General features: G+C 73.8%; 7 protein-coding genes and 1 tRNA gene. 4 read left to right on the top strand and 4 right to left on the bottom strand.

Annotation, left to right across the window (positions count from 1 at the left end):
* Positions 1-133: 133 nt before the first annotated feature.
* Positions 134-2,011 (bottom strand): GTPase, encoded by a 1,878-nt coding sequence (locus OO54_RS01380; protein ID WP_033201039.1) that lies wholly within the window; start codon positions 2,009-2,011, stop codon positions 134-136.
* A 1-nt stretch (position 2,012) separates the two neighbouring features.
* Positions 2,013-3,632: a dynamin family protein gene (locus OO54_RS01375; RefSeq protein WP_033201038.1), complete on the bottom strand. Its 1,620-nt coding sequence runs from the start codon at positions 3,630-3,632 to the stop codon at positions 2,013-2,015.
* Positions 3,633-3,934: 302 nt separating this feature from the next.
* Between OO54_RS01375 and OO54_RS01370 the strand changes: the two genes are divergently transcribed.
* Positions 3,935-4,007, top strand: a tRNA-Arg gene (locus OO54_RS01370).
* An 81-nt stretch (positions 4,008-4,088) separates the two neighbouring features.
* Here the strand turns inward: OO54_RS01370 and OO54_RS47070 are convergent.
* Positions 4,089-4,724, bottom strand: coding sequence for a hypothetical protein (locus OO54_RS47070; RefSeq protein WP_063738242.1), 636 nt, complete (start codon positions 4,722-4,724; stop codon positions 4,089-4,091).
* A 380-nt stretch (positions 4,725-5,104) separates the two neighbouring features.
* Between OO54_RS47070 and OO54_RS01360 the strand changes: the two genes are divergently transcribed.
* From OO54_RS01360 to OO54_RS45720, 3 genes are all read left to right on the top strand, one after another.
* A complete protein-coding gene (locus OO54_RS01360; RefSeq protein WP_234439675.1) occupies positions 5,105-6,715 on the top strand; it encodes a phospholipase A2 in 1,611 nt (536 codons plus the stop codon).
* Positions 6,716-6,922: 207 nt separating this feature from the next.
* A complete protein-coding gene (locus OO54_RS01355) occupies positions 6,923-9,310 on the top strand; it encodes a proprotein convertase P-domain-containing protein (RefSeq protein WP_234439674.1) in 2,388 nt (795 codons plus the stop codon).
* A gap of 236 nt (positions 9,311-9,546) precedes the next feature.
* Positions 9,547-9,702 (top strand): hypothetical protein, encoded by a 156-nt coding sequence (locus OO54_RS45720; RefSeq protein WP_157856426.1) that lies wholly within the window; start codon positions 9,547-9,549, stop codon positions 9,700-9,702.
* A gap of 13 nt (positions 9,703-9,715) precedes the next feature.
* Here the strand turns inward: OO54_RS45720 and OO54_RS41345 are convergent, their stop codons facing one another.
* Positions 9,716-12,724: an AfsR/SARP family transcriptional regulator gene (locus OO54_RS41345; RefSeq protein ID WP_051786646.1), complete on the bottom strand. Its 3,009-nt coding sequence runs from the start codon at positions 12,722-12,724 to the stop codon at positions 9,716-9,718.
* Positions 12,725-12,826: the final 102 nt, after the last annotated feature.

Genomic DNA, 12,826 nt, shown 5'->3' with positions numbered 1-12,826 from the left:
AACCCCGCCGGGGCCTGTGGACAGCCGGGCGAATGAGGACAACTCCCTCACCCTGGAGGGTGATACCGGACAAAGCACGGCCGCGGCCGGCGTCGGACCCCGGCTCGCGGCGCGCGCTCGTCCTGCCCGGTGCCTACCTCCTGCGCACCCCCGCCCGCGTCGCCCCGAACCGCGCCGTACCGGGGCGGCCGCCGCCGACGACGCGGGCCGGCGGGCGCGCGCCCACCACCGTCGCGTACTGCTCGCGGACCTCGCGGTAGCGCATGAGCTCCGCCGCCACGGGGTCGAGCACGCGGGCCCGGCCGCAGGCGGCCGCCGCCTCGCGCAGACGGCGTTCGGCCTCCTGGCCGTACCGGCGGGCCGGCCCCTTCACCGCGCCCTCGCAGGCCCATTCCACGAGGGGACCGCCGACGATGCCGCCGAGCATGACGAGGACCGGCGGCAGGAGGCCGGGCGGTACGACACCGACGATCTGGCCCACCAGCCACAGCGCGCCGAAGAGCTGCAGGAGCGTCATCACCACCTGGGCGAGGACGGCCGCCGGCCACCAGGCGGGCCTCGGCGGCCGGGCGGCGGGGTCGCCCATGGTGACGGTCAGTTCGTCCAGCGCCTCGGGCAGGCCCTCCGCCCCGCGCTCCGCCGCCTCGCGCACGGCTTGCGCCCACGGCACCGGCAGCCCGCGCGAGGCCTCGTCGGCGACGATCCGCACGGCCTGCTCGACGCGCTGGCGGGCCGTCAGCTCCTCCTCGACCGGGGAGGCGAGGCGCGGGTCGGTGGAGCCGTGCGCGCGCATCCGCTCGTACCGGCGGTAGAGCCGCAGCCAGGGCGTTCCGCAGGCGCGGATCGCCCCCCGGCGCCAGACCCGCTCGGCGGCCTCGCCCGCCGCCTGCGCGCCGACGGCGACGGCCAGCCGGTCCGTGAAGGCTTCCCGGGCCCGCTCGTCGAGGCCGGAACGGCCGTCGGCCACGTACACCGGGCGCAGCCGCGCCGCCGCCGCGTCGACGTCGGCCGCGAGCCGACGTTCCGGAGCGGTGCGTTCCTGGACGAACCGGGCGACGAGTTCGCGCAGTTCGGGCACGCCCTCGCCGGTCAGCGCGGAGACCGAGAGGACCGTGGCCCCGGGCTCGCCGTGCTCGCCGAGCGCCACGCCGTCCTCGTCCAGGAGGCGGCGCAGGTCGTCGAGGACGAGGTCGGCGGCCTCCGTCCCCAGCCGGTCGATCTGGTTGAGGACGACGAACGTGACCTCGGCATGCCCGGCCAGCGGCCTCAGGTAGCGCTCGTGGAGCGCCGCGTCCGCGTACTTCTCGGGGTCGACCACCCAGATCACGGCGTCGACCAGACCGAGGACCCGGTCGACCTGGTCCCGGTGCGCGGTCACCGCCGAGTCGTGGTCCGGCAGGTCGATGAGCACGAGCCCCTGGAGTTCGGTGTCCGCGGCTCCGCCCGCCAGGGGCCGGCGGCGCAGCCGCCCCGGCACGGCGAGCCGGTCGAGCAGTCCCGCCGCCCCGTCGGACCAACTGAGCGCGATGGGTGCCGAGGTCGTCGGGCGCCGCAGGCCGGTCTCCGAGACGGGCACGCCGGCCAGCGCGTTGAAGAGCGTCGACTTGCCGCTTCCGGTGGCCCCGGCGATCGCGATCACCGTGTGCCGGGAGGAGAGTCGCTGCCGTGCGGCGGCCTCGTCGAGGACCCGCCCCGCCTCTGCGAGCGCCTCGGTCTCCACTCTCGTACGGGACAGTCCCACGAGCTCGTGCAACGCGTCGAGGCGGCTGCGGAGCGGCCCCCCGTAACTCCCGCCGAGCGGCGGCAACGTGTCCTCGTCCTCCTCCCGGCCCCCTCCTGCCCCGGGCTGCTCGTCCTTCACCGCGGCCCGCTCGCTCGCCCGTCGCGCGATGAGTCCGTCGTCCCAGCTGACGCGGTCGCCCGCCCCGCCTTCCTTGCCTGCCCTGCCCGCCCCGCTCCCCCTGCCCGCCCCGTCCCCGTCCGCCCTGCCCGCCACGTCCACATCCACCACGTCACTTCTCCTTCTGCAGTACGGAGAGCGCGGCGATCAGCTCCGCCTGCGGCTCGGGGGTCACGGCGAGCGATTCGAGGGGGGCGAGGCATCGGTCGCGCTCGACGTACAGGACACGGTCGACGTACGAGAGGACCAGTTCGCCGCCCTTGTCGCGCAGCCGCAGGGCGGCCTGGGCACCGAGGAGTTCGGCGAGGCGCTCGCCGGCCGACCGGCTGCGGCGGCCGCCGAGGAGGGAGGCGGCGAGGAGGGCGGCGACGGTGTCGGCCTCGGGGACGGCGGTGCGGGCCGCGCGCGAACCGGAGGGGCGCTCGACGTCGCGCACCTCCTCCTCGGCCAGTTCCTCGAGCACGCGGCGCCAGCGCCGTACCTCGACGCCGATCCGCTCGCCGGCCTCCCGGTCGCCGCCGGTCCGCGGCGGGCCGAGGGCCTGGGAGGCGGGTTCGCGGCGCCAGGTGTCGCGTACGCGCTCCTCGGCGGCCGAGACCGCGCAGTGCAGCAGGGCGGCGAGGGACTCGGCGAGGGCGTCCAGGAGTTCTTCGGCGGTGCTGTCGCGGGGGTAGCCGCGCCAGCGCGTACGGGCGTCGCCGGCGAGGACGGCGCCGCGCCCCAGCAGCTGCCGCACCCGCTTCGCCTGCTCCGCGTACGCGGTCTCGACGACGCCGCCGAGGCGGACGGCGGCGGCGTACTGCGCGGCGACCGCGCCCGCCAGTTCGGGCAGTCGGGTGTCGAGGGAGTCGATGACGCCGGAGGCGGTGCGGTCGGCGGCCTGCTGCCGGGCCGCCGGGTCCTGGGCGCAGTGGGCGAGCCAGCCGCGCAGGGCGGCGACGGCGCTGTCGGGCAGCAACCCGCTGCCGCCGTCCGCCGACTCGGGCAGCTCGGGGATGGTGAAGCGCGGCACGTCACCGAGTCCGGCCTTGTCGAGCAGCGCCTCGTACTGCCGGGACACCTCCCCGATGACCTGGTGGGGGACGCGGTCGAGGACGGTGACGAGGGTGGCGTCGTACTCCTTGGCGGTACGGAGCAGGTGCCAGGGCACGGCGTCGGCGTACCGCGAAGCCGTGGTGACCATCACCCAGATGTCGGCGGCACAGATCAACTCCGCCGCGAGCAGCCGGTTCTCGACGACGAGCGAGTCGATGTCGGGCGCGTCGAGCAGGGCCAGGCCGCGGGGCAGCGAGGCGGCCGTCTCGACCCGGAGGGCGTTCTCCTCTGCGGCGTTCTCCTCCGCCGGGTGGTCCTCGTCGCTCTGGGGCAGCCAGACGCGGGTGAGCTGCGGGAGCACCCGCATCCCGGCGAACCAGTGGTGGTCCTCGGGGTGGCAGACGAGCACCGGCGTCCGGGTGGTCGGTCTCAGCACGCCCGACTCGCTGACCCGCCGCCCGACAAGGGAGTTGACCAGCGTCGACTTCCCCGCCCCGGTCGAGCCCCCCACGACGGCCAGCAGCGGCGCGTCGGGGTCCTTCAGCCGGGGCACCAGGTAGTCGTCGAGCTGGGCGAGCAGCTCGGACCTCGTCTGCCGGGCGCGCGGCGTGTCCGGCAGGGGGAGGGGAAGACGCACGGCGGCGACACGGTCGCGCAGGGCGGAGAGTGCGTCGATCAGCTGAGGCCGTTCGTCCAAGGTCACCACATGCGAAGAATGCCCAATTTATGAGTGTTTTTGAAGCCTATTACGGCCCTGCGCGCCGTAGAAAGGGGTGGCAATCGGAAGCCCAGGCATAACGAGTGCACAACACCCGCCCCGAGCGACGTCAAAAGCGCTGCGCGAATCGCACCTGCCTGCGATTATCGTTCCGCTTCACCGAACCTCCACATCGTGCCACGCAGGTGAAGCAACCGGGCCAAGGCCATCGGAGCCCTATCCTTGTCCCGGCGTGCCCCACCCCGCCCACCCGGGACCCCTGGCCCCACAGCCACCACCCGGCCCCCGTAGCTCAGTGGATAGAGCAGGTGCCTTCTAAGCACTTGGCCGCAGGTTCGAGTCCTGCCGGGGGCGCAAGGAAAGGACCCTCCTTCGGGAGGGTCCTTTTTGCTGGTCAGGGGCGATTTCGGGGTTTTCGGTCCCCTGTCGTGGCGGTCACTGATTCCGGTCTCCGGGGGTGAACGGGCCGGTCGCGGGGGCTACGCACTTGTCGACGACGGTTTCCTCGCCGGCTGCCGAGCCGTCCAGGCAGAGCCGGCCGCCCTTCTCGCGCAGGTCGAGGAAGAACCGCGTGGTGGCACCGGACTGCTTCAGGTCGTGGATGCGCTCGTCGACGTAACCGAGGTCGTTCAGGATCGCCCTGACCTTCGTGGGGGTGGGATCCACCAGATCCAGGAGGGCCTCGGCGATGCGCTGCTCGTGAAGGGCGCCCGCGCACCAGTCACGCGCGTTCAGCTCCACTTCCGGTCCGGCCGTGGGCGTGATCGGTACGACCATGTCGGCCGGCGGCTCCATGCCGGGCGGCGGCGCCTGCGGACTCGGCGGCGTCGCGGGCGGGGCGCCCGGAGGGGGGCACGACCGCTCGATGTGCTCCTTGATCTGCGCGAGGGTCGGAGCAGGCTGCCGGCTTCCCACTGCCTCTGCGCGCACGGCCTCCTCGCCGCCGGTGGTCGTCTTCGCGGTGCCGCACGCACCAAGTGCCAGCACAGCGAGGGCCGTCATGGCCAGGGTGAGCAGCGGCCGACGCGAGGAACGCACGGACACGGCGGGCGAGGAAGGGGTTCGTCTCATGTGCACAGCATCTGATCAAGCCGCCTCCGTGCGCGTGAGTACGCATACTCACGCGGGCGGAGAGAGGCACTCAACCCCGATGGGACGCGGGCGGGCTTCATCGGGCCAGGCGAGGAACAGCGCCTGTGGGGCCCTCGACGACGCCCGCGCCCAGGCCGCCCGACCAGGTGGCCGCGGGGGTCGTCCGCGGGCGTTGTCGCACGGGCAACCGGGTGCCATCGGATGGGCATCGGGGCGGGCGATGGCGGAGGCATAACGGATCGAAGGGGCGGGTTCCTAGGTTTCTCGTTGCCGGCCGAGAACGACCGGTTCGAACAGGCGAACAGGGGCCGACCGCGAGGTCAGGGCCGTATGCCGCCGGTTACCCGAAGGAACCGAACGTGCGCAGAACCGCGCTTCCCGCAGTGGCGGCAGTGTCACTGGCCCTGCTGCTCCCGCAGTCGGCCGTCGCCGAGGAGATCCCCTCCCCGGCGCTGGAGACCGGGGAGACCCAGCTGATCGGCCCGGGCATGTACCAGTCGGCCGACGACACCTTCCAGATATCCGAGAACGACGTGACGTACGGCCTGATGAGCCGCACCCACACGGTGGACGGCACCGGGGCGGGCGTCGCCCAGGCCCAGGACGCCCCGGCCGCCCGCGCCGACCTCGGGGTGTTCGGTCCGAGCTGGGAGGCCGAGTTCGTCGGCGGCCAGCTGAACCGCAAGCTGGTCCCCGGCTCCGGATCGATCACCACCACCGACCTGGACACCGCCGAGTCCGTCCGCTACGACCTGACCGACTCGGTGGCCGGCGCCAACGGCGGCAGCATCAACACCTACAAGGCGTCCGACGGTTCCACGCTGGTGGAGAACGTGCAGTGGGACGACCTCGCGGGCGTGCTGAAGACCACGGTCACCGAGACGCTCAACGTCGACCTGACCCAGGTCGCCTCGGGTGACGACGTGCCGCTGGACTCCGCCGGCAACCCGATCGCGGCCGCCTCCCTCAAGCCGTCCTACACCTGGAAGCAGGTCGGCGGCAGCGGCGACAACTGGCGGGTGACGGCGGTCGGCAACACCGCCTTCAAGCCGACGACGGTCACCTACGACAGCACCGGCCGCGTCTCCACCGTCAAGGACCCGGCGCGCGCCGACATCCCCGCGCAGACGGTGAAGGTCAACTACGCGACCGCCACCACGGCCGCCGGCCAGACCCTCGGCGACGTCGCGGGCCAGGTCAAGGACATCACCGTCACCGTCGGCCAGACCGTGCAGACCCTCGCCCGCTACTCCTACGACGGCTCCGGCCTGCTCCGCAAGGTCATCGACCCGGCGGCCGGCAGCCAGCTCAACACCTACAGCTACGACGCCTCGGACCGGGTGGTCGCCGCCTCCGCCGAGGACGGCGCGTCCTGGCAGCTGACCTACTCCGGTGACGCGGCCGCCCCGCAGTCGGTGGAGACGAGCGGCATCCGCCCGGAGGCCGGCAGCGCCGTCCAGGGCGCCCCCAGCCTGGCCCAGGAGGAGGGCGTCGCCCCGGCCTCCGAGGACTTCGGCCCCGGCGAGATCACCTCCGCGCAGGCCTACCCGAGCTACTGCTCCCGCCCCGAGACGTGGATGTGGTACCAGTACAGCGGCTGCGCGACCAAGGTCGCCCACTACGGCTGGCGCAACCCCAGCTGGAAGAGGACCCCGACCGGCGCCTGGGTCATGGGCGTCTTCAAGGACCACTGCACCAGCGCCTCCGACACGCCCGGCGGCTGGGACTTCCGTACGGCCTGTGACTCGCACGACTACGGCTACGGCACCATCGGCAACAGCTACAAGGGCTACCGCTACTACCTGGACCGCAACAAGGGCATCGCGACCGACGTCGCGTTCTACAACATGCTCTACTACAACACCTGCCCGGCGTACTTCTGGAAGAGCGCCTGCCGCTCCACCGCGTACTCGTACTACCTCGGTGTCTTCTACGGCGGCCACCCGAGGAACGGTGCCGACGCCACCTGACGGGCTCGTGCGAACGCAGGGGAACCGGGCAGCTGAGCAACCGACGCTGCTGCCCGGTCCCCGCCCCGGGGCCTGACCACACGGCCCCGCCCCTTGAACTTCCAGCCCTGAACTCGCGGGCTTCGTGAGCGAGTTACCCCCTCCCCCCCTTCTTTTTCCCTACCGCCGCGGCACCGCCCGCTCGGTGCCTACTCCCTGGAGCCTGTCGTGAAGAGATCTGCTGTGGCCGTCGCGATGGCCTCGGGCCTGCTGCTCGGCGCACTGCCGGCGGGCCTGGCGCCCCTGGTCGGAGTGACCCCCGCGGCGGCCGCCGACGAGGTCCCGGTGGACCCGGCGCTGGAGACCGGCACCCAGGGCGGCGGCACGGTCCGGGTGAACGTGGTGACCCAGACCCGCTCCGACGTGGCCACGGCCGCCGCGGCGGGCGAGACCGAAGTGGCTTACGAGCGACTGCCGATGGTGACCCTCACGGTCGACCAGGCGGGACTCACCACGCTCCGCTCCAACCCGGACGTGGTGAGCGTGACGGAGGACGTCCCGGTCGCCCCGATGCTCGACGAATCGACGGTCCGGATCGGCGCGGACAAGGCCTTCGCCGCCGGCGCCACCGGGGCGGGCACCGCGGTCGCGGTGATCGACACCGGTGTCGCGAAGAACCACCCCTTCCTGGGCGGCCGGGTGACGGCCGAGGCGTGCTTCTCGGTGAACGACGAGAGTTACGGCGCGACCAGCCTCTGCCCGAACGGCGAGGCCTCCCAGGAGGGCACCGGCAGCGCCGACGCCGACACCGGCAGCTGCGCGGAACTGGGCGCGGCCTGCTCGCACGGCACCCACGTGGCGGGCATAGCCGCCGGTGACGGGACCGGCCTGAGCGGCGCCCCCAAGCGCGGGGTGGCCCCCGGCGCGAACATCGTGGCGATGCAGGTGTTCTCCCGCTTCGACTCCGACGACTACTGCGGCGCGGGCAACAGCCCCTGCGTGCTGAGCTTCACCAGCTCGCAGATCAAGGCGCTGGAGAAGGTGTACGCGCTGAAGCAGTCCGGCATGGACATCATCGCGGCCAACATGTCGCTGGGCGCGGGCCGTTGGACCACGGCCTGCGACACCGACCCCCGCAAGTCCGTGATCGACAGCCTGTACTCGGTGGGCGTGGCGACGGTCGTCGCCGCCGGCAACAACGGGTACGGCGACGCGGTCAACGCCCCCGGCTGCGTCCCGTCGGCGGTCACGGTCGGCGCGACGACCGACGACGACCAGGTGGCCTCGTTCAGCAACCGCGGCCCGCTGCTCGACCTGATGGCCCCCGGCACGTCCGTGGTGTCCTCGGTCCCCGGCGGCGGCTACGCGGCGAAGAACGGCACCTCGATGGCGGCCCCGCACGTGGCGGGGTCCCTGGCGCTGCTGCGCCAGAAGTACCCGGCGGAGAGCATCGCGAACCTGGTGGCGAAGCTGGGCACCACCGGCACGCCGATCACGTACACCGGGGCCGTCACCCCCCGGATCGACGTCGGCAAGGCCGTCGTCGGCACGGTCGCCCCGGAGCCGGCGCCGGCCGCCCGACCCCGTCCCTCCCAGGTCTTCGACGACACCGACCGGCCCATCCCTGACGCGGGCGCCCTGGAGGCCCCGCTGACCGTCACCGGCGTTCCGGGCAACGCGCCCAAGGCGCTCCGGGTCGAGCTGGAGGGCTACCACGACTGGCGCGGCGACCTCAAGATCGACCTGGTGGCCCCCGACGGGCGGCTGTACCGCCTGAAGTCCACCTCCGCCACCGAGACGGGCGGCGCGCTCGGCGGCTTCACCGTCGACGCCTCCGCCTCCCCCGCCTCCGGCACCTGGAAGCTGCAGGTCACGGACGCCTCCGCCGGCGGGAAGGGCACCCTCTACGGCTGGTCCCTGAACTTCCCCACGCCCTTCGCCATGACCGGCAACCTCAGCGTCCCGGACGGCGGATCGGTCACCTCCGACCTCACGGTCGACGGCATCGGCGGCAAGGCCCCGGCCGCCCTCCAGGTCGCCGTGGACGTCACCCACGAGTGGCGCGGCGACGTCCGGATCGAGCTGCTCTCCCCCGACGGCCGGACCTACCCGCTGCGTTCGACCTCCACCGCCGCCACCGAGAACGGCGGGGTGCTCCGCGAGACCTACCGGGTGGACGCCTCCGCCTCCCCGGCGGACGGCAAGTGGACGCTGAAGGTCTCCGACCCGTACACCGGCTCCGTCGGCACCCTCAACGCCTGGTCGATGACGTTCCCCGCGTACGAGGTGCAGACCCCGCACTCGGTCCCGGACCCGGGCACCATCGCGGTCCCGGTCACCGTCACCGGCATCGCGGGCAACGCTCCGAAGAACCTCCAGGTGTACCTGCACGCCACCCACACCTGGCGCGGTGACCTGGACGTCCACCTGGTCGCCCCGGACGGCAAGGTGTACCTGGTCAAGGAGTCCGTGGAGGACGAGGGCAACGGCGTGATCCAGCAGGTCTACACGGTGGACGCCTCCGCCTCCCCGGCGAGCGGGGTGTGGAAGCTCCGGGTCGAGGACATCTCGGCCGGCTCCTCCGGGACGCTCGACCACTGGACCCTGAAGTTCTGACCGGTCCCGTCCGGACCACTCCGAACCACTCCCGCACGCGAGGCCCCCGGTTTCCCCCACCGGGGGCCTCGCCCTTTTCCGCAGGCGGGCGGGGCGGGGAAGGCCTACGGATAGCGGTCCGATAAGGATTCGAAGTCACGGTCCCCTAACGTCTGTCGATGTCAGAGCGAGTCGCCCGGGGAACGGACCGGCAAGGGGCCGGAGTCCGGTGGGCGCGGTGAGAGGACGTGGGGAACATGGGGAACGGGCATCTGGTCAAGGCGGTCATGGCGGTCGCGGCGGTCGTCACGGGTGTCGTACTGGCCGTGGGTACCGCGGTGGCCGGCGGGGCCACGGTGACGGCCGCGGCCGGCGAGACGACGACGGTCGTCCAGACCGAGCCCTGGGACTGAACGACCGCCCGGGTCACGCCTCCTGCGGGAGCGCCGCGCCCGGTGCCCGCGCCTCCTCGAGTTCGACCCGGAGCAGGCGCAGGCGGCCCATCAGAACGGTGCTGCCGGTCTCCTCTGCCAGGGCGAGGGCGGCGGTGAGGTCCTCGTCGGCCCGGTCGGCGCGGCCGGCCCGCAGGCGGGCCTCGGCCAGACCCAGCAGGACGTAGGCCATGCCCAGCCGGTCGTGCTTGGTGCGGACGATTCCCGCCGCCTCGGTCAGGGCCTCCTCCGCCTCCGGCAGCCGCCCGGCCGCCAACAGGGCCCGCCCCAGCCGGTGGAAGGCCTGGGCCGCGCCCCGGGTCGCGCCCAGCCCGCGGGCCAGCGCGACCGCCTCCCGGCCGAGGCGTACGGCCTCCTCCGGGTCCCCCGCGTCCAGGGCGATCTGGGCGAGGTTGTTGAGCGCGTGAGCCTGCGCGGAGAGGTCCCCGGCGGCCCGCAGCGCGGGCAGCGCCCCGTCCAGGAGGGCGCGTGCCGCGGCCGCGTCGCCCCGCTGGCGGACCACGACGGCCAGCTTGCAGGCGTTCAGCGCGGCCCCGTAGACCTCGCCGCCGGCTCGCAGGACACCTTCCGCCTCCTCCAGGAGCCGGACCGATGCCTCCGACTCGCCCCGGTAGAGCAGAGCGGCGCCCAGCTCACCGAGCATCACGCCCTCGCCCTGCCGGTCCCCGGCGGCCCGGGATGCCGCCAGGCCCTCCTCGCAGAGGCGGCGCCAGTCGTCGGTGTTGCTGCGGATCTCGCAGAAGCCGACGGTGGAGGCGGCCAGGTCCCAGGCGAGCGCGGCGAGTCCCAGCCGGGCGGACTGGGTGACGGCCGCCACCAGGCAGTGGCGTTCGGAGTCGAACCAGTCCAGCGGGCGGGCCAGCAGGTCGTCCAGGAGGTCCCGGTCGACGTGCGGGCGGGGGGCCGGGCCGTGCACCACGGAGTGGTCGCCGCCGTACTCGCGGCGGTGGGCGGCCTCGGCGACGGTCAGCCAGCTGTGCAGCGCCCGGTCCCGGGCCGCCTCGGCGGCCGGGCGGTCGGGGTCCTCCTGGGCGCGTTCGCGCGCGTAGAGGCGGAGCAGGCTCTGGAAGCGGTAGCGGTACTGGCCCGTGGCGTCCGGGCCGGAGACCTCCAGGAGGTGGGCGTCGGTGAGTTCGTCCAGGTACTGCTCGGCGGTCTCCACCGGGCAGTCCAGGAGGGCGGCGACGGCCCAGGCCGGCACGTCGGGGACGTCGAGGAGGGAGAGCCGCCGGTACACGGAGGCGAGGCGAGGCGACAGGCAGCCGTGGCTCAGCTCGAAGCTGGCCCGGACCCGGCTCCCGCCGAGGCTGAGCTCGTCCAGGCGGCGGTGCTCGTCGGCGAGCCGGTCGGCGAGGCGGCGCACGGTCCAGTGCGGGCGGGTGGCCAGCCGGGCGGCGGCGATGCAGAGGGCGAGCGGCAGCCCGTCGCAGAGTTCGGCCAGCCGGGCCGTCTGCGCAGGGGAGGCGGCGGTGCGGCCGCCGGTGACGATCCGATCGAGCAGGGCGGTGGAGTCGGCCCGGTCCAGCACCCCGAGCGGCACCCGGACGGCGCCGTTCCGCAGCACCAGCTCCTCCATGCTCTCCCGGCTGGTGACGACCACACAGCAGCCGCCGTTGGCCGGCAGCAGCGGGGCGACCTGCGCGAACGAGGAGGCGTCGTCCAGGACGACGAGGACCCGACGGCCTCGCAGCAGCCTGCGGTAGAGCGAGATCCGGGACGCCTCGTCGTCGGGAAGCCGGTCGCCGGGCGCGCCGAGCGAGCGCAGCAGGCGGCCCAGGACCTCGCCGGGGGCGGCCGGGGCGGAGCCCAGGTCCACGTGGAGGCAGCCGTCCGGGAAGGAGGCGGCCGCGCGGTGCGACCAGTGCACGGCCAGCGCGGTCTTGCCGATCCCGGCCACCCCGGTGACCAGGGCGACCCGGGGCGGCTCGCCGTCGGGGCGGCCGTCGAGCAGTGCGTCGAGGACCTCGGTCTCGGCGGTGCGGCCGGTGAAGGAGGGGATGTTCGGAGGGAGGTCGGACGGGGTGGTGGGTGGGGCGGGGCGGCAGGCGGTGGTGGTGGTGGTGTGGGCCTCGCCCGCGAGGTCCGCCGGCGAGGTGTCCGGCCGGCCCTCCGGATCCTCGGCCGTAACGGGTGCGACGGGCACGGCAGGTGCGACAGCCGCGACAGCCGCGACAGCCGCGACGGGTGCGACAGCCGCGACGGGCTCGGGGACGGTCGGCGGGGCCGCGATGGCCGGGTCCTCGCAGAGGACCGCGTTGTGCAGCTCCCGCAGTGCGGTGCCGGGTTCGAGCCCCAGCTCGTCGATGCTCAGCTGGTGTCCGGTGCGGAAGGTCTCCAGGGCGTCCGCGCGGCGACCGGAGCGGTACTGGGCGAGCATCAGCGAGTGCCGGGTGCGCTCCCGCAGCGGGTGCTCCCTGACCAGGGCGGCCAGTTCGGCGGTGAGCTCCTGGTGGCGGCCGAGGGCGAGCCGCAGTTCGGCGTGGCCGTCCAGCGCGGTCAGCCGCTGCTCCTCCAGCCAGCAGGCCTCCTGCTCCAGCGCGTAACCGGTCAGGCCGTCCAGCGCAGGGCCCCGCCACAGGGCGAGGGCCCGCCGGTAGGCGTCGGCGGCCTCCGCCGAGCGGCCGGAGCCCGCCAGCGCGGCGGCGTGCCCGGTCAGTGAGAGGAAGTCCACGAGGTCGAGTCCGTGGCCCTCGGTGTCGAGCCGGTACCCGGGGTGGGAGGTGACGATGACCTCGCCGTCGACGCCCGCCTCCCGGAACAACTTGCGCAACTGGGCGACGCAGATGGAGATCTGGGTCCGGGCGGTGGGCGGCGGCGAACCGTCCCAGACGGTCTCGGCGAGCTCGTCCACCGAGACCGTGCGGCCGTGCCGCAGCAGGAGCAGGGCCAGCACCGCACGCTGCCGGGGCCCGCCGAGCCGGATCTCCCGGTCCTCGCAGGTCAGCCGGATCGTCCCGAGCAGACCGAACCGTATCGACGACAAACCGGGCCCCCCTCCCTGAAAATTGTCATGATCATAACGCCCGCGACACGGGTTCGACAGAGCGAACGATCCCCGTCCGAGCGGGCGGTCCGGACCGCCGAT

Origin of the sequence: Streptomyces wedmorensis, from assembly GCF_000716445.1 — a bacterium.
In the GTDB taxonomy this organism is placed as follows: domain Bacteria; phylum Actinomycetota; class Actinomycetes; order Streptomycetales; family Streptomycetaceae; genus Streptomyces; species Streptomyces wedmorensis.
The sequence above is the reverse complement of the archived record's forward strand: the minus strand, read 5'-3'. Positions and strand labels throughout refer to the sequence as shown.

What these genes read in the sequence shown, in the direction of transcription:
- OO54_RS47070 (WP_063738242.1), bottom strand. Translation starts at nt 4,724, where the DNA reads ATGAGACGAACCCCTTCCTCGCCCGCCGTGTCCGTGCGTTCCTCGCGT.
- OO54_RS45720 (WP_157856426.1), top strand. Translation starts at nt 9,547, where the DNA reads ATGGGGAACGGGCATCTGGTCAAGGCGGTCATGGCGGTCGCGGCGGTC.